The 25,753-nt window shown below is 55.1% G+C and carries 20 protein-coding genes; 5 read left to right on the top strand and 15 right to left on the bottom strand.

From position 1 onward, the window contains the following. Positions 1 to 80: 80 nt before the first annotated feature. The 5 genes from eno to rlmD form a co-directional block, all read right to left on the bottom strand. Positions 81 to 1,376, bottom strand: coding sequence for a phosphopyruvate hydratase (eno, locus tag PAGR_RS04925; protein ID WP_013026946.1), 1,296 nt, complete (start codon positions 1,374 to 1,376; stop codon positions 81 to 83). A gap of 76 nt (positions 1,377 to 1,452) precedes the next feature. Beyond that, complete coding sequence (gene pyrG / locus PAGR_RS04920; protein ID WP_013026947.1) at positions 1,453 to 3,090, bottom strand: glutamine hydrolyzing CTP synthase; 1,638 nt, start codon at positions 3,088 to 3,090, stop codon at positions 1,453 to 1,455. Positions 3,091 to 3,319: 229 nt separating this feature from the next. After that, the gene (gene mazG / locus PAGR_RS04915) at positions 3,320 to 4,108 is read right to left on the bottom strand and encodes a nucleoside triphosphate pyrophosphohydrolase (RefSeq protein ID WP_044042520.1); all 789 of its coding nucleotides are present in this window, start codon (positions 4,106 to 4,108) and stop codon (positions 3,320 to 3,322) included. 92 nt (positions 4,109 to 4,200) lie between these two features. Next, positions 4,201 to 6,432, bottom strand: a complete 2,232-nt coding sequence (relA, locus tag PAGR_RS04910) for a GTP diphosphokinase (protein WP_013026949.1) — start codon at positions 6,430 to 6,432, stop codon at positions 4,201 to 4,203. 32 nt (positions 6,433 to 6,464) lie between these two features. Further along, complete coding sequence (gene rlmD / locus PAGR_RS04905; protein ID WP_014594451.1) at positions 6,465 to 7,784, bottom strand: 23S rRNA (uracil(1939)-C(5))-methyltransferase RlmD; 1,320 nt, start codon at positions 7,782 to 7,784, stop codon at positions 6,465 to 6,467. Between the two features lie 86 nt (positions 7,785 to 7,870). Here rlmD and barA point away from each other — a divergent pair, with 86 nt between their 5' ends. After that, entirely contained in the window at positions 7,871 to 10,600 is a 2,730-nt protein-coding gene (gene barA, locus PAGR_RS04900; RefSeq protein WP_031283989.1) for a two-component sensor histidine kinase BarA, read from the top strand. A gap of 56 nt (positions 10,601 to 10,656) precedes the next feature. Here barA and PAGR_RS04895 read toward each other — a convergent pair whose 3' ends face one another. The 6 genes from PAGR_RS04895 to PAGR_RS04870 all read right to left on the bottom strand — a co-directional run bounded on the left by PAGR_RS04895 (position 10,657) and on the right by PAGR_RS04870 (position 17,632). Next, positions 10,657 to 11,796, bottom strand: a complete 1,140-nt coding sequence (locus PAGR_RS04895; RefSeq protein ID WP_014605158.1) for a glycerate kinase — start codon at positions 11,794 to 11,796, stop codon at positions 10,657 to 10,659. A 74-nt stretch (positions 11,797 to 11,870) separates the two neighbouring features. After that, positions 11,871 to 12,755, bottom strand: a complete 885-nt coding sequence (gene garR / locus PAGR_RS04890) for a 2-hydroxy-3-oxopropionate reductase (protein ID WP_014594454.1) — start codon at positions 12,753 to 12,755, stop codon at positions 11,871 to 11,873. A gap of 18 nt (positions 12,756 to 12,773) precedes the next feature. Beyond that, on the bottom strand, positions 12,774 to 13,544 hold the full coding sequence (garL, locus tag PAGR_RS04885) for a 2-dehydro-3-deoxyglucarate aldolase (protein WP_014605157.1): 771 nt from the start codon (positions 13,542 to 13,544) through the stop codon (positions 12,774 to 12,776). A gap of 46 nt (positions 13,545 to 13,590) precedes the next feature. Then, positions 13,591 to 14,922 (bottom strand): glucarate dehydratase, encoded by a 1,332-nt coding sequence (gene gudD, locus PAGR_RS04880; RefSeq protein WP_014605156.1) that lies wholly within the window; start codon positions 14,920 to 14,922, stop codon positions 13,591 to 13,593. Between the two features lie 10 nt (positions 14,923 to 14,932). Continuing rightward, positions 14,933 to 16,279 carry an enolase C-terminal domain-like protein gene (locus tag PAGR_RS04875; protein ID WP_014605155.1) on the bottom strand — a complete coding sequence of 449 codons (1,347 nt, stop codon included), beginning with the start codon at positions 16,277 to 16,279 and terminating at the stop codon, positions 14,933 to 14,935. 9 nt (positions 16,280 to 16,288) lie between these two features. Then, positions 16,289 to 17,632, bottom strand: a complete 1,344-nt coding sequence (locus PAGR_RS04870) for an MFS transporter (RefSeq protein WP_014594458.1) — start codon at positions 17,630 to 17,632, stop codon at positions 16,289 to 16,291. Between the two features lie 511 nt (positions 17,633 to 18,143). Between PAGR_RS04870 and garD the strand changes: the two genes are divergently transcribed. Continuing rightward, positions 18,144 to 19,703, top strand: coding sequence for a galactarate dehydratase (garD, locus tag PAGR_RS04865; RefSeq protein WP_014605154.1), 1,560 nt, complete (start codon positions 18,144 to 18,146; stop codon positions 19,701 to 19,703). A gap of 119 nt (positions 19,704 to 19,822) precedes the next feature. Here the strand turns inward: garD and PAGR_RS04860 are convergent, their stop codons facing one another. The 4 genes from PAGR_RS04860 to syd all read right to left on the bottom strand — a co-directional run bounded on the left by PAGR_RS04860 (position 19,823) and on the right by syd (position 22,518). Then, positions 19,823 to 20,269: a flavodoxin gene (locus PAGR_RS04860; protein WP_014594460.1), complete on the bottom strand. Its 447-nt coding sequence runs from the start codon at positions 20,267 to 20,269 to the stop codon at positions 19,823 to 19,825. 12 nt (positions 20,270 to 20,281) lie between these two features. Beyond that, positions 20,282 to 21,061 carry a tRNA pseudouridine(65) synthase TruC gene (truC, locus tag PAGR_RS04855; RefSeq protein ID WP_014594461.1) on the bottom strand — a complete coding sequence of 260 codons (780 nt, stop codon included), beginning with the start codon at positions 21,059 to 21,061 and terminating at the stop codon, positions 20,282 to 20,284. After that, a complete protein-coding gene (locus PAGR_RS04850) occupies positions 21,061 to 21,390 on the bottom strand; it encodes a YqcC family protein (RefSeq protein ID WP_014594462.1) in 330 nt (109 codons plus the stop codon). Before PAGR_RS04850 ends, truC begins: the two co-directional genes overlap by 1 nt. Positions 21,391 to 21,969: 579 nt before the next feature. Next, a complete protein-coding gene (syd, locus tag PAGR_RS04845) occupies positions 21,970 to 22,518 on the bottom strand; it encodes a SecY-interacting protein (protein WP_014594463.1) in 549 nt (182 codons plus the stop codon). Positions 22,519 to 22,579: 61 nt separating this feature from the next. Between syd and queF the strand changes: the two genes are divergently transcribed. The 3 genes from queF to xni all read left to right on the top strand — a co-directional run bounded on the left by queF (position 22,580) and on the right by xni (position 25,751). Next, positions 22,580 to 23,425, top strand: a complete 846-nt coding sequence (queF, locus tag PAGR_RS04840; protein WP_041455829.1) for an NADPH-dependent 7-cyano-7-deazaguanine reductase QueF — start codon at positions 22,580 to 22,582, stop codon at positions 23,423 to 23,425. A gap of 169 nt (positions 23,426 to 23,594) precedes the next feature. Continuing rightward, positions 23,595 to 24,959 carry a nucleotide 5'-monophosphate nucleosidase PpnN gene (gene ppnN, locus PAGR_RS04835; protein ID WP_014605152.1) on the top strand — a complete coding sequence of 455 codons (1,365 nt, stop codon included), beginning with the start codon at positions 23,595 to 23,597 and terminating at the stop codon, positions 24,957 to 24,959. 33 nt (positions 24,960 to 24,992) lie between these two features. Further along, positions 24,993 to 25,751: a flap endonuclease Xni gene (gene xni, locus PAGR_RS04830; protein ID WP_014605151.1), complete on the top strand. Its 759-nt coding sequence runs from the start codon at positions 24,993 to 24,995 to the stop codon at positions 25,749 to 25,751. Positions 25,752 to 25,753: the final 2 nt, after the last annotated feature.

Genomic DNA, 25,753 nt, shown 5'->3' with positions numbered 1-25,753 from the left:
GGAGGAAGCCGCATAAGATCCGGGCATAAAAAAACCCGCCACGTGGGCGGGTTATGATCAGAAGTCAGACGGCAGTAAACTTACTGACCTTTAACTTCTTTCAGACCGTTGAAGGGGGCTTTTGAACCCAGCGCTTCTTCGATACGGATCAGCTGGTTGTACTTAGCAACACGGTCAGAACGGCTCATTGAACCGGTTTTGATCTGGCCCGCAGCTGTACCGACCGCCAGGTCAGCGATGGTCGCATCTTCAGTTTCGCCTGAGCGGTGAGAGATCACAGCGGTATAGCCTGCATCTTTCGCCATTTTAATTGCAGCCAGGGTTTCGGTCAGTGAACCGATCTGGTTGAATTTGATCAGTATAGAGTTAGCGATGCCTTTCTCGATACCTTCTTTCAGGATTTTGGTGTTGGTTACGAACAGGTCGTCGCCCACCAGCTGGATTTTGTCGCCCAGCACTTTGGTCTGGTAGGCGAAGCCATCCCAGTCAGACTCGTCCAGGCCATCTTCGATAGAAACGATCGGATACTGTTTAGTCAGATCTTCCAGGAAGTGGGTGAACTCTTCTGAGGTAAACGCTTTACCGCCTTCACCGGCCAGAACGTATTTGCCATCTTTGTAGAATTCAGAAGCCGCACAGTCCATAGCCAGGGTGATGTCTTTACCCAGCTCGTAACCGGCTGCTTTTACCGCTTCAGCGATAACGGCCAGCGCTTCGGCGTTAGAACCCAGGTTTGGCGCATAGCCACCTTCGTCACCCACCGCCGTGCTCATGCCTTTGCTTTTCAGCACTTTTGCCAGGTTGTGGAACACTTCAGAACCCATACGGATCGCTTCTTTAACGTTTGAAGCGCCAACCGGCTGAATCATGAATTCCTGAATGTCGACGTTGTTGTCTGCATGTTCGCCGCCGTTGATGATGTTCATCATTGGCAGTGGCATAGAGTATTTGCCCGGGGTGCCGTTCAGTTCAGCGATGTGCTCATACAGCGCCTGACCTTTAGAGGCCGCTGCGGCTTTCGCTGCTGCCAGGGAAACAGCCAGAATGGCGTTAGCACCGAAGTTAGATTTGTTCTCAGTACCGTCCAGGTCGATCATGATTTTATCGATGTTCGCCTGATCTTTCGCGTCTTTGCCTTTTACCGCTTCAGCAATCGGGCCGTTAACCGCAGCAACGGCTTTGGTTACGCCTTTGCCCAGGAAACGGGATTTGTCACCGTCACGCAGTTCCAGTGCTTCACGAGAACCGGTAGATGCACCTGAAGGTGCCGCAGCCAGACCAACGAAACCACCTTCCAGGTGAACTTCTGCTTCAACAGTTGGGTTGCCACGTGAGTCGATAATTTCGCGACCGATGACTTTTACGATTTTGGCCATTACGATTTTCCTCAGTACAAGTTAGTCAATCCTAAGACAAACAACGCGCGAAAAGTTCGCGCGTTGTTCGTTAAACTTATTTCGCTAAACGCTTCTGATGCTCATGTGCTGCTTTCACAAAACCCGCAAACAACGGATGACCATCGCGAGGCGTCGATGTGAACTCAGGGTGGAACTGGCAAGCAATAAACCATGGATGATTCGGGATCTCAATGATCTCAACCAACTGATCGTCACCTGAACGACCTGCCACGCGTAAACCCGCTGCCTCAATTTGCTTCAGCAGCATGTTGTTCACTTCATAGCGGTGACGATGGCGCTCAACAATGGTGTCAGAACCGTACAGCTGGCGAACCTTACTTTCCGGATTCAGCTGGCACTGCTGGCTGCCCAGGCGCATGGTGCCACCCAGATCGCTCTGTTCAGTACGCACTTCCACGTTGCCTTCTTCGTCACGCCATTCGGTGATCAGTGCCACCACCGGATACTTACAGTCTGGCACAAATTCAGTGGAGTTAGCGCCTTCCATTCCGGCGACGTTACGGGCGAACTCCATCAGTGCGACCTGCATGCCGAGGCAGATGCCGAGATAAGGCACGTTGTTTTCACGCGCGTATTTCGCCGTCATCAGCTTGCCTTCTACACCACGGTAGCCAAAGCCGCCAGGGATCAGAATGGCATCCAAATCTTTCAGCAATTCGACACCACGGGTTTCAACGTCCTGTGAGTCGATCAGCTTGATGTTTACGGTCACACGATTTTTCAGACCGCCGTGCTTCAGCGCTTCAATAACGGATTTATAGGCATCCGGCAGCTCGACATATTTGCCCACCATGCCAATGGTGACTTCGCCGCCCGGATTGGCTTCTTCATAAATCACCTGCTCCCACTCGGCCAGATTGGCTTCCGGGGCGTTCAGGTTGAAACGCTTACAGATGTAGTCGTCCAGGCCCTGTGATTTCAACATGCCAGGAATTTTATAAATTGAATCGACGTCTTTCAGCGAGATAACGGCTTTTTCCGGCACGTTACAGAACAGGGCAATTTTGCCACGCTCATTGGCTGGCACCGCACGATCGGACCGGCAAATGAGCACGTCAGGCTGAATACCGATGGAGAGCAGCTCTTTGACCGAGTGCTGCGTCGGCTTGGTTTTCACCTCGCCTGCGGCGGCCATGTAAGGCACCAGCGTCAGGTGCATATACATCGTATGCTCGCGGCCCACATCCACCGCCATCTGACGAATCGCTTCCAGGAACGGCAGGGATTCGATATCACCAACCGTACCGCCGATTTCGACCAGCACCACATCGTGACCTTCACCGCCTTCAAGAATGCGCTCTTTGATCGCATTCGTGATATGAGGGATGACCTGAATAGTGGCGCCAAGGTAGTCACCGCGACGCTCTTTGCGCAGGACTTCTGAGTAGATACGGCCCGTGGTGAAGTTGTTGCGGCGCGACATTTTAGTGCGGATGAAGCGCTCGTAGTGACCCAAATCCAGATCGGTTTCGGCACCATCATCGGTGACAAACACTTCACCATGCTGAGTAGGGCTCATGGTACCCGGATCGACGTTGATGTACGGATCCAGTTTCATGATGGTCACATTCAGACCACGCGCTTCGAGAATGGCTGCGAGGGAGGCTGCGGCAATGCCTTTACCCAGAGAGGATACGACCCCGCCGGTCACAAAAATATAATTCGTTGTCATGCTGAACCTGAGAGTTTAGGTTTAAAGACGGTGGAATAACCAGGACGGGAAAACAGTATACTGGAAACCGCTATCAGCCACAATTGATGAATCACATCCCTCTCCCAAAGCATTGCTGCGGGTAACATAGCGGATAGCGGTAAACAAAATTTTGACCTGCGTCACAAATCTGACGTCAGGCTGAATCGAGTAAGCTCGAGCGCACACTTTATGCGCGGTACAGGAATAATCAGCTTTTTTCCGTTGCCTTCACCTGCTGCCAGGCGGCCTCCATCTGTTCCAGCGTCGCCCCCGGCATTGTCAGGCCCTGCGCGCTGATAATAGCTTCTACCGCGCGGAAACGTCGCTCAAACTTGTCGTTGGCTTTCTGCAGCGCCGTTTCGGCCTTGCTGCCCAAATGACGAGAGAGGTTAACGGTCGCAAACAGGAGATCGCCAATCTCTTCTTCCAGCTTTTGGGGATCGATAACGCTTTGCTGCGCTTCATGCATGACTTCGTCAATCTCTTCATGCACCTTATCGACCATCGGCCCCAGTGTGCTCCAGTCGAAGCCCACGTTGTGGCATCGTTTCTGAATTTTATGGGCGCGCATCAGGGCTGGCAGGGCTTTGGGAATATCGTCCAGCGCTGAGTGCTGGGTTTTTTCTGCCCGTTCCGCGCGTTTAATGGCTTCCCAGTTTTTCAACACGTCTGCGCTGTTTTCTGCCGTGCCGTCCGCAAAAATGTGTGGATGGCGGCGTTCCAGCTTGTCACTGATGGCATGGCAGATATCATCAAAATTAAAACGCCCCTGCTCCTGGGCCATCTGGGCATAAAACACCACCTGAAACAGCAAATCGCCCAGCTCCCCCCGCAGATCGTCGAAGTCCTCGCGCTGGATGGCGTCCAGCACTTCATAGGTTTCTTCCAGCGTGTAAGGCGCGATAGTGGCAAAGGTCTGCTCGCGATCCCACGGGCAACCCTGCTGCGGATCGCGCAGGGTTTTCATAATGCCCAGCAGGCGATCAATTGACGTCATAGGGAAATCCTTCAGGTGTTCAGTTGACATAACAGCGGTGATAAAAGCAGCCAGGCGCACGTCGGTCAAGACATGCGCCTGATAACGGACGATTAGTGCAGGCGGCGGGCATCGATAATGTCAGGCACCTGATTCAGGCGAGACAGCACGCGCCCCAGGACCTGGTGGTTATAAATCTCGATGTCCATATCAATGGTGGCGAGCTGTTTTTTGGTATCGCTGCGGCTTGAAACGCCCAGGACGTTAACCTTCTCATTCGCGAGGATGGTGGTGATATCGCGTAACAGCCCGCTACGATCGTTGGCCGTCACCCTTACGACCAGCGAGTAGCCGCTGGAGTAGCTTTCGCCCCATACGGCATCCACAATGCGCTCGGGCGCGGTGGAAATCAGCTCAGACAGCTGGTCGCAATCGGCGCGGTGAATCGAAATGCCCCGTCCGTGCGTGATAAAACCCACGATGTCGTCACCCGGAATCGGCTGACAGCAGCGTGCAATATGGTGCATCAGGTTGCCCACGCCTTCCACGACCACACGGCCGCTCTCTTTGCGTGACGTTGGCGCATGCGATTTTTGTGTGAGCTGGCGCAGGGCTTCACGATCCTGCTCTTCCGCCGTCGGCTTATTGAGCTTCGCCTGCAGGAAATTCACCATCTGATGAAGGCGAATGTCCCCCCCGCCGATGGCAGCCAGCAACTCGTCCAGCGAGGTAACGTTATAGCGCGGCAGCAGCAGTTTCTCGGCTTCACGCAGGCTGATATCCATCTGATTCAGCTCGTTATCCAGAATCTGACGGCCGGCAAGAATGTTTTTATCGCGATCCTGCTTGCGGAACCAGTTATGAATCTTGGCGCGGCCTCGGCTGGTGGTGATGAACCCCAGGTTAGGGTTCAGCCAGTCACGACTCGGGTTCGGCTGTTTTTGGGTGATGACTTCCACCTGATCGCCCATCTGCAGCTGATAGGTGAAGGGCACGATGCGGCCACCAATCTTGGCACCGATGCAGCGGTGACCGATATCGCTGTGAATGTGATAAGCGAAATCCAGCGGGGTAGAACCTGCCGGCAAATCGACCACGTCCCCTTTTGGCGTAAAGACATAGACGCGGTCGTCAAATACCTGGCTGCGCACCTCTTCCAGCAGCTCGCCGGAATCCGCCATCTCTTCCTGCCATGAGATCAGCTTACGTAGCCAGGCAATGCGCTCTTCGTGACCTGCCGCGCCGCGCGCATGGCTGGACGACGGCCCTTCTTTGTATTTCCAGTGCGCGGCGACGCCCAGCTCAGCGTCCTCATGCATCTGGCGGGTACGGATCTGGATCTCGACGGTTTTGCCCTCGGGCCCCAGAACCACGGTATGAATGGACTGATAGCCGTTAGGTTTGGGGTTGGCGACATAGTCGTCGAACTCGTTGGGCAGGTGGCGATACAGCGTGTGCACCGTGCCCAGCGCGCCGTAGCAGTCCTGCAGTCGCTCGGCAACAATACGCACCGCGCGAACATCAAATAGCTCATCAAACGCCAGCGACTTCTTCTGCATCTTGCGCCAGATGCTGTAGATATGTTTAGGACGGCCGTACACTTCGGCCCGCACGCCCTCTTTTGCCATCTCTTTGCGCAGATTATCGACAAAGTTATCGATGTACTGCTCACGGTCGATGCGGCGCTCGTGCAGCAGCTTAGCAATGCGCTTGTACTCGTCGGGATGCAGGTAGCGGAAGCAGTAATCTTCCAGCTCCCACTTAAGCTGACCGATGCCCAGGCGGTTCGCCAGCGGGGCATAAATATTGGTGCTCTCTTTCGCCGCCAGTACGCGTTCATCTTCCGGCGCGTCTTTAACTTCGCGCAGGTTCATGATGCGCTCAGCCAACTTCAGCACCACGCAGCGGAAATCTTCCACCATGGCGAGCAGCATACGGCGGACATTATCCACCTGCTCAGAAGCCATTGAATCGTTATGAATGGCTTTCAGCTGACGAATGGCGTCCATATCGCGGACCCCGTGCACCAGCGAAACGATGCCCGGACCGACGGTTTTTTCCAGCTCTTCTTCGCTGACCACTTCGTCATTCGCGAGCGGGAAAATCAATGCGGCGCACAGGCTTTCGATATCCATGCTGAGCATCGAGAGAATTTCCACCATCTCGATGCCGCGCCACAGCAGCAGCGACTGGTGAGGATGCCCCTGAGTCTGCGCTTCACAATAGCGCCAGGTTTCAGCAAGGCGATCACAGGAATGCGGGTTAGCAACGCCAAGACTGGCGATCCACTGGTCAAGGGCAAACTCCCCTTCCGTATTTAAATGCGCACTTCTGACCGCAACCATATCCTCTCCTGCACAGCGCCCCTGCCGGACACTTATATTTTTTTTCTGAACAGCACCATGGATTCGAGATGACGGGTATGAGGAAACATATCCAGCATCGCGACCCTTTCCAATTGGTAACCCGCTGACAGCAATGTTTCACTGTCACGTGCGAGTGTCACAGGATTACACGAAACATAGACCACGCATTCTGGCGATAATTTGACGACATGTGCCATGACACCTGCCGCCCCAGCGCGAGCCGGATCGAGTAATACCTTGTTAAATCCCTGCATAGCCCAGGGCTGGCGCGAAACATCTTCTTCCAGATTATGCTGGAAGAATTTGACGTTTTTTAGCGCATTCACGTCAGCATTATACTCTGCCTGCTGCACTAATGCTGCAACGCCCTCCACACCCACGGCACTTTGTACCGATTTTCCTACAGGAAGCGTAAAGTTTCCCATGCCGCAAAACAGATCCAGCACCCGATCTTCAGGTTGCAAATCCAGCCACGCAATGGCCTTCGCCACCATCTGCTGATTCACCGTATCGTTGACCTGAATAAAATCCTTTGGACTGAAGATTAGCTCAAGCTGGTGAGAATGATAAAACGGCTGCCGATCGCCAGATGCGCGCAGCGTCTCGCTTCCATCATCCAGAAACAGCATCAGTTGGTGCTGATGCGAAAAACGTTCCAGTTTTGCAATATCATCGGTACTTAATGCATCGAGATGGCGCAATAACAGCACCGGGCCGTTGTCAGCCAGCACCAGCTCAACATGACCTAAGCGTTTGACAGCATTAAGCATAGTGAGACAATTGCGCAGCGGAATAATCAGCGCTTCAAGCTGGGGCACCATGATGGGGCACTGCTGGATATCGACGAGATCGTTGGTGGCCGCCTGGCGAAACCCCATCAGCAACTGCTGTGTTTTGTTCTGCCACTGCAGGCCAAGCCTGACGCGGCGACGGTAGCCCCAGGCCGGTCCGGCAATGATCTCATCAACCGCCACCGGCTGGTTCGCTGCCTGGGTCAACATCCGTGCCAGCGCACGTGATTTACTTTGCTGTTGTAACGCCTCGTCGACATGCTGCTGCTGACAACCGCCACAGCGGCTAAAATGGGGACAGCGCGGCGCAACCCGTGAAGGACTGTGGTTAAGCAGGCGCACGGCTTTCGCTCTGGCATACTGGCGTTTATCCTCCAGCAGGGTGACCTCGGCCTGCTCTCCGGGCAGCGCGCCCGAGACAAACAGGGTTTTGCCCTTGTAGCGGGCAACGCCCTGACCAAACGGGTCGAGGTCTTCAATGGTGACGGTGATCCGTTGTTGGGTCGTCACGCGCTGTTTTGCGGAGTAAAATTGCGCCATAGTGTGGTTCTTTCTCTTTAAGATTCGATGTGCACAAGGTTCAGCAGATGCACAGGGACGTTCATGCCGGACAGCAGGCGACTATTATGACCAAATACAGCCTGCGGGCGCGAATGATGATTTTAATTTTGGCCCCAACGTTGATGGTTGGGTTACTGCTCAGCTCATTTTTTGTCGTGCATCGTTATAATGAGCTGCAGCGCCAGGTCATCGATGCCGGGGCCAATATCATCGAACCGCTGGCGGTTTCTACCGAATACAGCATGACATGGCACAATCGTGACGCGCTGCGTGAACTGGTCAGTTTACTGCATCGCCGCCATTCCGGGATCGTGCGCGCCATCTCCGTTTTCGACGATAATAATCAGCTTTATGTCACCTCTAATAATCACCAAAACCTGAGTCTGGAAAGCAAGCAGGCTATTCGCGCGCTGCCTGAGGATGTGTCCGTTGAAGGCAGTGGCAACCTGCTGATCTTACGCAAGCCGATTATCTCTGAACGTTACGCCGTGGATGAGCTGCCGGGTCAGGATGCCAAACCCGCAGGTAACCCGTTGGGCTATGTGGCGATAGAGCTGGATCTGCAATCCGTGCGCTTACAGCAATATCGGGAAGTTTTTATTGCTACCCTGATGCTGCTGTTCTGCCTGTGTATTGCCATGCTGTTTGCCTATCGCCTGATGCGGGACGTCACCGGCCCTATTCGTAATATGGTCAGCACCGTTGACCGAATTCGCCGTGGACAACTGGACAGCCGGGTTGAAGGCCATATGCTGGGTGAATTGAGTATCCTGAAAAACGGTATCAACGCGATGGCGATGTCGCTCACCGCCTATCATGAAGAGATGCAGCATAATATCGATCAGGCCACATGGGACCTGCGGGAAACGCTGGAGCAGCTGGAGATTCAGAACGTCGAGCTGGATCTGGCCAAAAAGCGCGCGCAGGAAGCCGCCCGTATCAAATCCGAATTTCTGGCAAATATGTCGCATGAGTTGCGTACGCCGCTTAATGGCGTGCTGGGCTTTACCCGTCAGATGTTGAAAACGCCGCTGCGCACCACGCAGCGCGACTACATGCTGACCATTGAGCGCTCGGCCAACAATCTCCTGTCCATCATTAATGACGTGCTTGATTTTTCCAGACTGGAAGCCGGCAAGCTGATGCTGGAGTCCATTCCCTTTCCGTTGCGCGCCACCCTGGATGAAACCCTGGTTTTGCTGGCCCCATCTGCCCATGAGAAGGGGCTGGAGTTGACCGTGGTCTGCGATAACAGCGTGCCGGACAACGTGATTGGCGATGCGCTCCGCCTGCAGCAGATCCTGATCAACCTGATGGGCAACGCGATTAAATTTACCGAAAAAGGGACCATCAATTTACGGGTAGAACAGCACACGATTACGGCGACGCATGTTGAACTGGAGATTCAGGTTCGCGACACAGGCATTGGCATTTCTGAAGAGCAGCAGGCCCAGCTGTTTCAGGCCTTTCGCCAGGCGGATGCCAGCATTTCCCGCCGCCACGGAGGATCGGGGCTGGGCCTGGTCATTACCCAAAAACTGGTAAGGGAAATGAACGGGGAGATCACCTTCGTCAGCCGTCAGAACCACGGCTCCACTTTTTGGGTGCGCGTTAAACTGGACCTCAATCCCAATGCACCGAGTATGCCTCGAGTGCTGGATGCACTGTCGAACACGCGCATGGCCTATGTGGAGGCGAACCCCGACGTCGCCAGCGCGGTGGTAGAGATTTTAGGTGCCACGCCGTTGCAGGTTGAGCACAGTTTAACCCTGGAGGGTCTGAGCCAGTCGCGCTATCCCATTGTGTTAATGGCCATGCCGGTCAACGCCAGCCAGGCGCAGGTGCTTGAGGACAGGCTGATCCATACGCTTCTGGAGCGCGCCGACCAGGTCATTATGGCGCTGCCGAGTCCGATGATGTTACTGGCCGATGAGCTGAAAGTGCGTGGCATTGATGGCTGCATCGCAAAACCCGTCTCGCAGACGCGCCTGTTGCCGATGCTGCTGGAGCTGCATGCCCGTCACAGCAGTGAACTATCGGCCTCACCGCGTCTGCCGCTGACCGTGATGGCCGTGGACGACAATCCCGCTAACCTCAAGCTGATTGGGGCGCTGCTGGAAGAGCAGGTTCAACACATCGTACTGTGCAATAATGCGGAGCAGGCCATCCGTGTGGCCCACAGGCAAGTGCTGGACGTGATCTTAATGGATATACAAATGCCCGATATTGATGGCATTCGGGCCAGCGAGATCATCCGCACGCTGCCCAACCACGCAACCACCCCGATAGTCGCCGTTACCGCCCACGCTATTGACGGTGAACGCGAACATCTTATCCGGGCCGGCATGAACGACTACCTGGCCAAGCCTATTGATGAAAACAAGCTCGCTCAGGTCCTGGCCCGCTATATGCCCAGCCCGAGCACCACGGCGCCCGAGATCCCCCCAATCTTACCCACGCTGGACTGGAAGCTGGCATTACGCCAGGCAGCGAATAAGCCGGATCTGGCGCGGGATTTACTCCGAATGCTGTTGGCATTCCTGCCGGAAGTGCACGGTAAAATGGCGCAGTTTATCGCCGACAACGACGCGACCTCCCTGCGTGAGATCATTCATAAACTTCACGGCAGCGCCAGCTACAGCGGCGTTCCGCGGATGAAACAACTGTGCCGTAAGCTTGAGAAAGAGCTTCATCAGGCAAGCGATATCGAAGCGCTGGAGCCGGAACTGCTGGAGCTTCAGGATGAAATGGAGAACGTCGCCAGACAGGCACGGCGCATCCTCTCCATGCCTTAGCCGGGCATACTGCGAAAGAACAAACGGCCCTGTCAGGTGAAGGGCCGTGAATACGCTTAGTGAAACCCGGCGATTTTCATTGTGGCAGCCACATTGCGCGCGGTGAGACGGACATTGTTTTCTGCCCCTTTTAGCGCCTCATCCAGCGAGCAAATACGGTAAAGCACGCTAAATACGGCATCCAGGCCATGCTGATGCACCACACCGACATCGTCAGTCAGGCTACCGGCAATGCCTATCACGGGAATATTAAAACGCTTAGCGACCTTTGCCACACCAATCGGCACCTTGCCCTTGATGCTCTGGCTGTCGATTCGCCCCTCGCCGGTAATGACCAGATCGGCATCTTTTACCTGCTCCTCCAGGCCCAGCGCTTCCGTCACAATCTCAATCCCACGGCGTAATTCCGCCTGACAAAACGCGTGCAGCGCAGCCCCCATGCCACCGGCAGCGCCGCCACCGCTGATCTGCAGCACATCAATACCCAAATCGCGCTGAATAAGCGCAGCGTAATGTGTCAGGGCTCGATCCAGTTGCTCAACCCGTTCTGGCGTCGCGCCTTTCTGGGGGCCAAACACCGCAGAGGCACCGTGATCGCCCGTCAGCGTATTGGTTACATCGCAGGCCACTTCAACGCGGCACTGCCGAATGCGCGGGTCCAGTCCGGTAACGTCAATGCTTGCCAGGTCAGGCAATGCGCCACCTCCCCGACCAATTTGCTCGCCCTGTTTATCCAGCAAGCGAGCGCCCAGCGCCTGCATCATGCCAGCACCACCGTCATTGGTGGCGCTGCCACCGATACCGATAATGATGTGTCGGACGCCTTTATCCAGCGCGTTTTTAATTAGCTCCCCAGTCCCAAACGAGGTGGTGATCAGGGGATCCCGCTGCGCTGCCGGTACCAGCTCCAGGCCGCTGGCCGCCGCCATCTCGATATAGGCGGTATCTTCATTACCCGACAGGCCGTAAAACGCCTCGACGGGTTCACCCAGCGGACCGGTGACCTTTAACCTGACCCGCTTTCCCTGGGTCGCAGCCACCATGGCTTCCACCGTGCCTTCACCACCATCAGCAACCGGTATTTTCACATAATGGGCATCGGGAAAAACCTCACGGAACCCCGCTTCGATTGCCGATGCCACTTCCAGGGCCGAAAGACTTTCTTTATATGAATCCGGTGCGATTACGATTTTCATAGGCAATCCAGGCGGTATTAATTAACGATCAGAGCGTGAAATCGGCCCGGCCTCCACAGAAGCCGGGCAAGGCATTAGCGAGAGATCTCAACCTTTGCTAATTTCTCATAATAGCAGGCCAGCGCGCTGTGGTCGGCACTACCCTGTCCGTCATTACGCAACGCCTGCATCATTTCCATCACGGCCGCCGTCAGCGGCAGGTGCGCACCAAGGCTGTGCGAGGTATCCAGCGCGTTAGCCAGATCCTTGATATGTAAATCAATGCGGAAACCCGGCTTAAAGTTGCGGTCCATCACCATGGGCGCTTTGGCATCCAGCACGGTGCTGCCCGCCAGACCGCCACGAATCGCCTGATACACCAGTTCCGGACTGACGCCCGCTTTGGTCGCCAGCGACAAGGCTTCTGACATGGCGGCAATATTCAGCGCTACAATGACCTGATTTGCCAGCTTCGTCACGTTGCCTGCGCCGATATCGCCGGTATGAACCACCGATCCCGCCATGGCTTTCATGATGTCGTAGCACTGGTCAAACACGGCTTTATCGCCGCCCACCATCACGGATAACGTCCCCTCAATCGCTTTGGGCTCACCGCCGCTCACCGGCGCATCCAGCATGTGAATCTGCTTTGCTGCCAGCGCATCGTGGACTTCACGGCTCGCCAGCGGCGCAATGGAGCTCATGTCGATCACAATCAGGCCCGGTTTCGCGCCATCGATAATGCCGTTTTCGCCCAGGCAAACCTCTTTCACCTGTGGGGAATTTGGCACCATGGTGATCACCACATCGCACTGTTGCGCCAGTTCTTTGGCATTCGCCGCTGTGGTCGCCCCCAGCTTCACCAGCTCAGCTTCGCTTTCTGCATTGTGATCGCGTACCACCAGTGAATAACCGGCTTTCAGCAGGTTTTTACTCATTGGTTTGCCCATGATGCCCAGGCCAATAAAGCCAATTTTCATGTCGTTTCTCCTGGATGATTACTTTTTAAATTTGTCGCACAACGCCTGCGTGGCACTGCGGAAAACACCGAGATCGCTGCCAACGGCAACAAAGGTTGCGCCCCATTCGAGATAGCGACGGGCATCGGCTTCCACCGGTGCCAGAATGCCGCTGGGCTTGTTGGCGGCTTTTGCCCGCTCAAAGATGTGTTTGATGACCGTTAACACCTCCGGATGGGCCGGCTGCCCGAGATAGCCGAGAGCGGCAGAGAGATCGCCTGGCCCGACAAAAATGCCGTCCACGCCGTCAACGGCGGCGATGGCGTCAATGTTGTCGACAGCCTGCTGGGTTTCTATTTGGACCAGCACCGAAATGTTGTCGTTGATGGTGGTGTTATAATCCGGCACCGTGCCGTACATGTTGCTGCGATGGGAAACAGACACGCCGCGAATTCCGGCAGGCGGATAGCGCGTGGAGGCAACTGCACGTCTGGCTTCGTCTTCGTTCTCAACAAAGGGAACAAGGATGTTATTAAAACCAATATCCAGCAGGCGCTTGATGATGACCGGTTCATTACAGGGTGGACGTACCACCGGCGCGCTGCGGCTGCCCTTCAGCGCCATTAGCTGGGGAACAAACGTGGTGATATCGTTCGGTGCGTGCTCGCCATCCAGAACTAACCAGTCAAATCCGGCCAGCCCTAACACCTCGGTAGAGATGGGACTTGCCATGGCGCACCAACTGCCGATCAGGGTTTCACCTGCCAGCAGGCGGCGACGGAATTCATTTGGCCAGGCTGTATTACTCATGATTTGACTCCTGTGGAACGGGCTTCCTGAAGGAAGCCCAAAAAAGTTAACGCACCAGGCACGGACGCTTGTTATCAAACGTCCACTGTGGGATCAGGAACTGCATGGCCTGAGCATCATCACGTGCGCCAAGGCCATGCTTTTGATACAGCGCGTTAGCCTGCATGACCTGGTCCATATCCAGTTCAATGCCCAGGCCCGGTGCCTGCGGCACTGCGACCATGCCGCCTTCAATCTGGAAAGGCGTTTTCGTCAGTCGTTGATTGCCTTCCTGCCAGATCCAGTGGGTATCAATAGCGGTGATCTTGCCCGGTGCGGCAGCGGCAACATGGGTGAACATCGCCAGTGAAATATCGAAATGGTTGTTGGAGTGCGAACCCCACGTCAGGCCAAACGCGTGGCACATTTGCGCCACGCGCACGGAACCCTGCATCGTCCAGAAGTGCGGATCGGCCAGTGGGATATCCACCGACTGTAATGACAACGTGTGGCCCATTTGACGCCAGTCAGTGGCGATCATATTCGTCGCCGTCGGCAGACCGGTAGCGCGCCGGAACTCGGCCATCACTTCACGCCCCGAATAGCCCTGCTCTGCGCCACAGGGATCTTCTGCATAGGCGAGGACGTTTTTAAGCTGCTTACCCAGCGTAATGGCTTCGTCAAGCGACCAGGCACCGTTGGGATCGATAGTGACGCGCGCCTGGGGGAAGCGCTTCGCGAGTGCAGTAATCGCTTCTGCCTCATCACTGCCGCTCAGCACGCCGCCTTTAAGTTTAAAATCGTTGAACCCGTATTTTTCATAGGCCGCTTCGGCCAGCCGTACCACGGCATCCGGCGTGAGCGCTTCCTGATGGCGCAGGCGATACCAGTCGCAGGTATCGTTGTCCTGATGCTGGTAGGCCAGCGAGGTCTTGTTGCGATCGCCAACGTAGAACAGATAACCCAGCATTTCGACTTTGTCGCGCTGCTGTCCGTCGCCCAATAGCGAGGCGACATTGACGCCCAGATGCTGCCCCAGCAGATCCAGCAGTGAGGCTTCGATGCCGGTGACCACGTGAATGGTGGTGCGAAGATCAAAGGTCTGATTACCTCGCCCAGCGGCATCGCGATTGGCAAAGGTGGCGCGAACCTGGCTCAGGATGTTTTTATATTCGCCAATCGTTTTGCCCACCACCAGCGCGGCAGCCTCTTCCAGGGTTTGACGAATCTTTTCGCCACCGGGGATTTCACCTACGCCGGTATGGCCTGCGTTGTCTTCAATGATCACGATATTGCGGGTGAAAAAAGGCGAATGTGCGCCGCTCAGGTTCAGTAACATGCTGTCATAGCCGGCAACCGGGATGACCTGCATGGCGGTAATTTTTGGTGTGGTATTCATCTGTTATCCCTTAAGCAGAGGCCCGGCCAAAGGCCGGCCGTTTACGGTCAAATGTCCAGCCTGGTAGCAAGTACTGCATGGCTGTGGCGTCATTACGTCCGCCCGCCGGCAGTGATTTGTAGTGTTCGTTTGCCAGGCGGAGTCGTTCCCAATCCAGTTCAATGCCCAGGCCAGGCGCATCTGGCACCGTGATTTTGCCCTGACGGATCTGCAGCGGCTCTTTTGTCAGGCGTTGATCGCCCTCCTGCCAGATCCAGTGCGTATCTATGGCGGTGGGATTACCGGGCGCGGCGGCACCGACATGGGTGAACATCGCGAGAGAAATATCAAAGTGGTTATTCGAGTGGCAGCCCCAGGTTAAGCCCCATTCATCGCACAGTTGCGCGACCCGAACGGCGCCGCTCATCGTCCAGAAGTGTGGATCGGCCAGTGGGATATCGACAGCATTGAGCATCAGCGCATGGTTCATTTCACGCCAGTTGGTGGCGATCATGTTGGTGGCGACCGGTAATCCGGTCGCACGACGAAACTCGGCCATCACCTCGCGCCCTGAATAACCCTGCTCGGCGCCACAGGGATCTTCTGCATAGGTCAGGACATCCTGCATGCCCTTACAGAATCCGATCGCCTCGTCCAGCCACCACGCGCCGTTAGGATCGACGGTGATGCGCGCCTCGGGGAAGCGCTTTTTCAGCGCCTGCGCGGTGGCGATCTCCTGTTCGCCCGGCAGCACTCCGCCCTTGAGTTTGAAATCTTTGAAACCGTATTTATCCTGCGCCGCCTCGGCCAGCCGGACAACCGACTCGCTATTCAGCGCTTCCTGATGGCGCAGGTGATACCAGTCATGCTGCGCCTTCTCACCCGTCAGATAAGGCAAATCGGTTTTACGGCGATCGCCTAAGTAGAACAGGTAGCCTAAAACCGTCACCTCATCGCGCTGCTTACCCGGTCCAAGCAGTTCGGCGACCGGCACGCCCAGGCATTGTCCCAGAAGGTCCAGCAGTGCGGCTTCCAGTGCCGCGACCGCGTTGACGCGCAGCTCAAAGGTCCAGGCCCCTTTGCCAAAAGTCTCGAAATCGGCGGACTGATTCCCCTGATGAATCTTCTGCACCAGCCGGTTCATACGGGCGACCTGCTGACCGATCACCTGCGGCGCGGCCTCGATTAAGGTCTGATAGAGGGTTTCTCCCCCCGGTGCTTCACCCAGCCCGGTGTGTCCTGCACTGTCGGTCAGGATCACGATATTGCGCGTGAAGCGGGCATTGTGTGCCCCGCCAATGTTGAGCAGCATACTGTCGTAGCCAGCCACAGGGACCACCTGCATAGTCGTAATAACGGGCGTCGATTGCGTATTCATGCAGGCTCCTTAGCGTGTTTTCAGCTCAATGCGTTTGATGTTATCCACCAGCACCAGGTAGCTGAGTACGGCAACGAACGCGTGGATACCGACATAAACCAGCGCGCCGTTATAAGAACCGGTAGAGGCAATGATGTAGCCGATCGCGATAGGGGTAATAATGCCGGATGCATTACCGAACATATTGAACAGACCGCCGCTCAGGCCGCTAATCTCTTTCGGTGCGGTGTCCGCCATCACTGCCCATCCCAGCGCGCCAATCCCTTTACCAAAGAAGGCGGTTGCCATGAACAGCACCACGACCCAGTCCGTCTCGACATAGTTACAGACCACCATGGACGTCGAGAGCAACATGCCGAGCACAATCGGGGTTTTACGGGCGATATTGAGTGAGCCGGTTTTGCGCATCAGCCAGTCAGAGATCACCCCGCCGAGCACGCCACCGATAAAGCCGCACAGCGCAGGCACCGAGGCGACAAAGCCCGCTTTAAGGATCGACATGCCCCTTGCCTGCACCAGATAAACCGGAAACCAGGTGATAAAGAAGTAGGTCAAAGCGTTGATGCAGTACTGGCCAATGTAGACACCGATCATCATGCGCGACTGCAGCAGTTGCTTGATCTGGAACCACTTATCACTGAAGCTGACTTTTTGCTTCTCGCTTTTCTGATCCATATTGATCAGCGCGCCGCCCTCCGCCATGTAGTCCAGCTCCGCTTTGTTCACGCCGGGATGATCGCAGGGATCGTAAATCACTTTGAGCCAGATAAAGCTCAAAATAATGCCCAGCCCTCCCATAAACCAGAACACGTGCGCCCAGCCCACCGCGGAGGTCAACCAGCCCATGATGGGCGCGAAAATTACCGTCGCGAAGTATTGTGCGGAGTTGAAAATCGCCACGGCAGTGCCGCGCTCCTGAGCCGGAAACCAGGCTGCCACAATACGGCTGTTACCCGGGAATGAAGGGGCTTCCGCCAGCCCGACCATAAAGCGCAGCATAAACAGCGCCATGACGATGGTGTAGCCGCTGAACACGTCCACGAACCCCTGCAGCAGGGTAAACAACGACCAAAGAAAGATACTCCAGAAATAGACGCGCTTAGAACCAAAGCGATCCAACAGCCAGCCACCGGGGATTTGCCCAATGACATAGGCCCATGAAAAAGCAGAGAAGATAAACCCCATCCCCACGGGATCGAGGCCAATTTCTTTTGCCATGGCCGAACCCGCGATAGACAACGTGGCGCGGTCACCGTAGTTGAATGAGGTCACAATAAATAGCATGACCACTATCCAGTAACGCGCGTTCGTCCGTTTTTGTACCGCCTCCGTTGTCTGGTGATAACTACTCATGATGCACTCCTGAAATATAGCGAAAGCTACATTCGCTCTGACTGCATACACATCGCGTTGGGTATCAGAGAGATGTAGGTTAAACACGGCGATTTTTTTTAATGGCAAACCGATAATGCGTCGTGACGAATAACCTGATCGGGAAAACGGAAATCAGTATAGGAAGCGGGTTTGGGTGAGGCATTGGAACATCACCCTGGAATAAGGTGAATGAACGATGATTTTTTGGGCTAATGCATAAACTGCTGCGGGACGTTTCACGTTATTTGTAAAAAGTCACAATAAGCACGCCCAAACAGGCGTTGATAAGCGGCTTTGTGAGAATCTTCACTTGATTTAGTAAAAAGATAATAAAACCGCGTCATCTCTCAGCCGAATATAGGTCAATTGCACAATGTGCAGGCAGTAACACCTTCTTATACTGACGGTGGCAAATACCGAACCTGTGACACCTGACGTCTCATAATGAATGCGCCGTACCAGCAAGGCGCTACGCACTGGAAGGTGAGCGATGAACCCCATTTCAAAAGAGCAACCGCTTTACATTAAAGTTCACGAAAACGATAACGTTGCGATTGTGGTAAACAGCCAGGGGCTGACTGCGGGCACCACGTTTAAAGATGGATTAACACTAACCGAACATGTACCGCAGGGGCATAAGGTGGCGTTGGCCGCCATTCCTCAGGGTCAGCCTGTATTGCGCTATGGTGAAATTATTGGCCTTGCCGTTCGTGATATTGCCCAAGGCAGTTGGATCGATGAATCACTCATTGCGCTTCCGGACGCACCGGATTTGCAGAGTTTGCCCCTGGCGAATAACGTGCCGCCTGACTTACCGCCGCTTGAAGGTTATACCTTCGAGGGCTATCGCAACGCTGACGGCAGCGTGGGCACCCGTAACCTGTTGGGCATTACCACCAGCGTTCACTGCGTGGCGGGCGTGGTGGATTATGTGGTGCAAATGATAGAGCGTGATTTGCTGCCCCGTTATCCCAATGTGGACGGCGTGGTTGCGCTAAATCATCTCTACGGCTGCGGCGTGGCAATCAACGCGCCTGCGGCGGTTATTCCTATGCGTTCCGTCCACAACCTGGCCCTTAACGCGAATTTTGGCGGGGAGATCATGGTAGTCAGTCTGGGTTGTGAAAAACTACAACCTGAGCGCTTGTTGACCGGTACGCCCGACGTGCAGCCCATCTCGCTGGATGAGGAGGATATTGTGCGTTTGCAGGATGAGAAGCTGGTGGGCTTTGGCGCCATGGTGGATGAGATCCTCCAGGTCGCAGAGCGGCATCTGAAACGGCTTAACCAGCGCCAGCGTGAAACCTGCCCTGCCTCGGAACTGGTCGTGGGCATGCAGTGCGGCGGCAGTGATGCTTTTTCTGGCGTGACGGCGAATCCCGCGGTGGGCTTTGCTTCCGACCTGCTGGTGCGCAGCGGCGCGACCGTTATGTTCTCTGAGGTCACCGAGGTGCGCGATGCCATTCACTTACTGACACCGCGCGTGATCAATCAGGAAGTGGGTCAGCGGCTGATTGAAGAGATGGCATGGTATGACCGCTACCTTGATCAAGGCAAAACCGATCGCAGCGCCAATCCCTCACCGGGCAACAAGAAAGGTGGGCTGGCAAACGTGGTGGAAAAAGCCCTGGGTTCCATTGCCAAATCAGGCCGAAGCCCGATTGTGGAGGTTCTGTCGCCCGGACAACGTCCGACACGACGTGGACTGATTTTTGCCGCGACGCCCGCCAGCGATTTTGTGTGCGGCACGCAGCAGCTCGCCTCTGGCATCACCCTGCAGGTCTTTACCACCGGCAGAGGAACCCCGTATGGCCTGGCGGCAATCCCGGTAATAAAAATGGCTACCCGTAACGCGCTGGCCGAGCGCTGGCATGACCTGATGGACATCAATGCTGGCACGATTGCAACAGGCGAGGAAACCATTGAGCAGGTTGGCTGGCGGTTGTTTGAATTGATACTGGACATTGCCAGTGGCAGAAAGCAAACCTGGTCAGATCGCTGGGGAATTCGTAATCAGCTGGCCGTATTTAATCCCGCGCCGATAACCTGAGAAACGGGGGCGCGCAGGGCAATGACGGAACGCGCTGTACGCAGAATCCTGTTGTCGCAACACCGCTGCCGCCGGTGTAATCCGGACGGCAGCGGAACAGCGTAGCAGACTTGATCTTATCAGAGCTGCTTGCCCCACTGCTCAACCCACGGCGTGGTGACGGATTCAGGTTCTGGATGTTCCGTGGCATCAACCAGCAGAACCTCACCTACCCGTTTAGCCTGATGCTCCTGTAACAGGGCATCAAAGCGCTTACCCGCACCGCAGAAATTCTCGTAGCTGCTGTCGCCCAAAGCAATAACGCCGTAGCGCAGCCCTGGCTGGTGGCCCAGTTTGTCCTGCACGTCATGGAACAGGCCAGAAATAGTATCCGGGAAATCGCCCTGACCGGTGGTTGATGTAATCACTAAGGCGACATCATCCGCATAGTTTTGCCATTCGGCTAACGTAGGATCTTCAAAAATCTTCACGTCATGGCCCTGCTGCTGCAATGCCGGTTCTGCTTCTTCTGCAACCAGTAATGCATTGCCATAAACGGTGCCTACAAAAATACCAATTTTCGCCATTTCTTTTCCCCTTTATTCCGTCCCGCTATCCTGACCTGAGCCAGCCATAAACTCAACCCGTGGCACATCCGGCATACAGGCCTGCCAGCCAAACTGATCCATCACCCGTTGCCAGACAAGATCAAGTCCGGCGCGAATAACCAGGGGTTCTCCCGTCACCGGGTGGCTGAGCGACAAGCTGCTGGCATGCAACATTAAACGATTTGCGCCAAAGTGTGCAGCCGCCCCCCGATTCTGACGCAAATCGCCATGGGCCGAATCGCCGATAATGGGATGGCGAAGATGAGACATATGCCGACGCAGCTGATGCTTGCGTCCGGTTTTGGGTTTGAGCTCAATCAGGCTGTAACGCGCAGTGGGATAACGACTCACTGCGACCGGCATTTCTACGGTGGCCAGTGAGGCGTAATCGGTCACCGCAGGCTGAGGCGCGCGGGGGTCGCTGACAAATTTGTCGGCAATTTTATCCAGTTCTTCGACAAGCGGATAATCCAGCCGATCGCGGCCTTCCAGCCAGCCGCGCACCACGGCATGATAGGTCTTCTCCATCTGATGATGCTCAAACTGCTGGGAAAGCAGGCGGCCCACCTCACTGGACAGGCCCATTAGCAGAACGCCCGATGTGGGGCGATCAAGCCGGTGCGCCGTGAAAACATGCTGGCCTATCTGGTCGCGTACCGTCTGCATGACAAACTGCGTTTCATGGCGATCAAGCCAGCTACGGTGGACCAGCCAACCGGCGGGTTTGTTCACCGCCACCAGCCACGCATCCTGATAAATGATCTCTAACATCAGGCAGACTCATCCTCCAGAAGGGCATCCAGCTGCTTTAACGTCAACACCAGCAGGGCACGACCGGGCTGCCCGGGCGTTAACGCCACTTCAAAATAGGGGGCGATCGCGACGTTCTTCGGCAACGGCTGCCCGGCACCAATGATGGCCTGAACGCGCGGTATCAGCACCCACTGTAACCATTCCAGCGGCTGAAGCGTATCAAGGAAGAAAGGTTGCTGGCTGGTGAACGCGTGATCGTCTGGCGCAACAGACTGCCAGAGATCGTGCTCGCGCATTATCACTTCGACCTGTTCGAGTCGTTGCAAAATTAAGTGTTCCAGCGTCATGCTTCACCTCTGACCGGATAAAAATGGGCGGCAAGCATAACCCGCAGGCATAAAAAAAGGGAGCACTGTATTAAACAGTGCTCCCGGTTCGTTTGCAGCTTTCCCGCTACGTTAGTGCTCCCTGCTCATCCGTGACAACTTTTCCCGTGCGAATTCCATTCGCGCATCATCCTGACAAATCCTTAGCATCCAGGCCCGCCACCTCTTCTGAGGAGCTCTCATTCTCCGTCCTGGAGGTGTCCTTTAACTCAATCCAGAGTGTCCTGCTTCATCCTGAAGCCTTCCTTGTGACGTAAACTCCGTTACGCTCCGGCCTCCTGGCTACCGTCATCCTGACGGCTCCTGTTGTCCAGGACATCCTGTCCGCGAGTGATATTCTCGTCAGAAATTACTCAGAGCACAAGGTGGTAAAACGCCTTATAACGATATCTTATGAAAAGCGCTCATCAGCGCAGCTAATAAGTTAATGATTTACAATATTTTTACATCTTTCCGAAATGATCACTGCGTGAAGGATAGAGCGATCTCTCACAGAGCTTGTAAGAGATCTCTCACACCGTCGATAGCGGATATCTGCAACTAGTCACTAAGCGGTTGTAAATCATTAAGAAATGATGGGATATCAGGTGCCAGCGTCTGGCGATGTTTGCGCCCTGGGGTTTCCAGAATGACATGTCCGCTCAGGTTACACAGCGAGATAATGTTTTCTTCGGAATCCGTTGTCGCGATAAACAGCGTCGGCGCCTGCTTCAGCCGGCGCTGCATCACTAAATGACCAATCAGATTTTCCTGCAGTCGGACAAAGTCCTCTTCGCTCCAGACCTGCAGAAGCGTTAGCCTGTTTTGGTCGTGAGTGGCGCGCATGTCTCCCGCGAACTGGTGGGTATAAAATGCAGTAATCTGCGGCTGGAGCTGGATATCCAGCGCGCGCTCAACGGCATCCAGAGACGGCGGCAGGCTAAAGGGCTGCGGCTGCCACAGCGCCCGCTCGCCACGATTTTCAATCAGGCAGGGTGAAGGAACGCCATAAAGATCGCGACTGGCCGGTGCATGGCCATTATTCTGCTGCCAGTGCAGACAGTATCGGGTGGTAAAATCAGTTAACGCTTCAGCCGTTTGCTGCATCATTCAAATTCTCACTTCTGATAGGTTACACTTACTCACTTTGATGACCTCAGTGGTAACCGTTATGTCTTCTTATCAGCCGGATCCGGCGCTCAGCAACCTGACGCTTGGCAAGCCCACAGCTTATCACGATCGCTACGACAACAGCTTATTACAGGCCGTTCCGCGCAGCATGAACCGCGAACCACTTGGCCTTTATCCTGATAACCTGCCTTTTACCGGAGGCGATATCTGGACGCTATATGAACTCTCCTGGCTCAACAGCAAAGGCGTTCCGCAGGTGGCGGTTGGCGAAGTGGTGCTGGACGCCCATAGTCGTAATCTTATCGAGTCCAAGAGTTTCAAACTCTATCTTAACAGCTTTAACCAGACGCGGTTCGCAGACTGGGGCGAGGTGCGCCAGACGCTGGAGCAGGATCTGCGTGTCTGTGCCGAAGGCGAGGTGCGCGTCGCGCTGTTTCGGTTAAATGAAATTGAAGGTCAACCTGTGGGACACTTTGCAGGCTACTGCATAGATGAGCAGGATATCGAAATTGAAGATTATGCCTTCAATGCCGATTATCTGATTAACGCAGCCGGTGAGGAACAGGTGGAAGAAACGCTGGTCAGTCACCTGCTTAAGTCCAACTGTCTGATCACCAATCAGCCTGACTGGGGCTCGGTGATGATTCGCTATAAGGGCCCACGGCTCGATCGCGAAGCGCTGCTGCGCTACATCATTTCATTTCGTCAACATAATGAGTTTCATGAACAGTGCGTTGAGCGTATCTTCAATGACCTGATGCGTTTTTGTCAGCCCGAACAGCTCACCGTTTACGCGCGTTATACGCGTCGGGGCGGACTGGATATTAATCCATGGCGTAGTAATGTGCCCTTTACGCCGGGTCATTCTCGTCTGGTTCGTCAGTAGTTTGCGAGGTATTTCTCAGGCTGCCGGTCAACTATAGCGTTCCACTTGAGTCAGCCCTGCCGACAAGGCTACTCTGGGCAAGGCGGCATACAGTGGATTGCCAACCAGGGATTTTCGTCACTGCATTTGCAGTGTCAGCCATCACCCCAGCGGGTGCAAAGGAGTTCATTTGATTACACATGTCAGCCCTCTTGGCTCTATGGATCTGCTCTCCCAACTGGAAGTAGATATGCTGAAGCGCACAGCCAGCAGCGATTTATATCAACTTTTCCGTAACTGCTCGCTCGCCGTGCTCAATTCTGGCAGCCAGACTGACAGCAGCCACGAGCTTCTGTCCCGCTTTGAGAACTTCGATATTAACGTGCTGCGCCGCGAGCGCGGTATCAAGCTTGAACTGATCAATCCCCCCGAAGAGGCCTTTGTTGACGGCCATATTATTCGTTCACTGCAGGCTAACCTGTTTGCCGTGCTGCGCGATATCCTGTTTGTTAACGGCCAGTTAGCCAGTTCCGGCCGGTTACCCTGCGCAGAAGACAACGATTCGGTCATGATTACCAACACCGTGTTTTCTATTCTGCGTAATGCCCGGGCATTACACGTGGGCGAATATCCCAATACCGTTGTCTGTTGGGGCGGCCACTCGATTAACGCGGTGGAATACCAGTACTGTCGTAACGTCGGTACGCAGTTGGGCCTGCGTGAACTGAATATTTGTACCGGCTGTGGCCCGGGCGTGATGGAAGCGCCCATGAAGGGGGCGGCGGTAGGCCATGCGCAGCAACGCTACCGCGACAGCCGCTTTATCGGTTTAACCGAGCCGTCGATTATCGCGGCTGAACCGCCTAACCCGCTGGTGAACGAACTGATCATCATGCCGGACATCGAAAAACGTCTGGAAGCCTTTGTACGCATTGCACATGGCATCATTATTTTCCCTGGGGGCGTGGGGACGGCAGAGGAGTTTCTTTACCTGCTGGGCATTCTGATGAATCCGCAAAATGAGCATCAGGTTCTGCCGCTCATTCTGACCGGGCCGAAAGAAAGCGCCGACTATTTCCGTGTGCTGGATGACTTTATTGTCAGCACGCTCGGGGAGCAGGCACGTAAGCATTATCAGATCATTATTGATGATGCCGCCGAGGTGGCCCGCCTGATGAGAAAAGCGATGCCGCAGGTGAAAGAACACCGCCGCGAAACGGGTGATGCCTACAGCTTTAACTGGTCTATCCGCATCGCGCAGGATTTGCAGGTGCCCTTTATGCCAACGCATGAAAATATGGCCAATCTCAATCTCTACACTAACCAGCCGCCGGAAAAACTGGCAGCCGACCTGCGCCGGGCGTTCTCGGGCATTGTGGCAGGTAACGTTAAAGAGATGGGCATCCGTGAGATCCGGGAAAAAGGCCCTTATAAACTGCACGGTGATGCCGACATCATGCACCGCATGGATGAACTGCTACAGGGCTTTGTGGCGCAGCAGCGTATGAAACTGCCAGGTACTGCCTATATCCCGTGCTACGAAATCATTAAGTAAATCAGGAGGCAGCCGCCGGGCTGCCCGTACCTTATGTCACATCACTTACTTATTGTTGATGCACTCAATCTCATTCGCCGCCTTCACGCCGTTCAAGGCTCTCCCTGTGTGGACGGCTGCGTGGCGGCATTGCGCCAGCTTCTCGGCCACACGCGTCCTTCTCACGTTGTGGCCGTGTTTGACGGTGAAGCGCGCCATCAGGGATGGCGGCATCAGCTGCTGCCCGACTATAAAAGCGGTCGCCCGCCCATGCCGGAAGATTTGCAGGCTGAAATGCCCGCTTTGCAGGCGGCGTTTCGGGCCGTGGGCGTGAGCTGCTGGATTGCCGAACAGGATGAAGCCGACGATCTGGCGGCCACGCTGGCGGTAAAAATGGCGCGGGCGGGCCATCAGGCCACTATCGTTTCCACCGACAAAGGCTACTGCCAGCTACTGGCGCCGGACATTCGCATCCGCGATTATTTTCAGAAGCGCTGGCTGGATTTGCCGTTTATTGAAACGGAGTTTGGCGTTGCGCCCACTGTGCTGCCCGACTACTGGGGATTATGCGGCATCAGCAGCAGTAAAATCCCGGGTATCGCGGGCATCGGCCCCAAAAGCGCCCGGGAACTGCTGCAGCAGTTTGGCTCACTGGAATCGCTTTACCAACAGTTGGATCAGGTCCCCACCAAATGGCGCAATAAACTGCAGACAGGGCAAGAGATGGCGTTCATCAGCCGCGACGTCGCCCGGCTGAAACAGGATTTGGTGCTGGAAGGAAATCTGAATTTACTGCGTTACAGCGGTGACTAGCA

Source organism: Pantoea ananatis PA13 (assembly GCF_000233595.1).
GTDB classification, from domain to species: domain Bacteria; phylum Pseudomonadota; class Gammaproteobacteria; order Enterobacterales; family Enterobacteriaceae; genus Pantoea; species Pantoea ananatis.
Note: the sequence above shows the minus strand (reverse complement) of the source record. Positions and strands in the feature narration are given on the sequence as shown.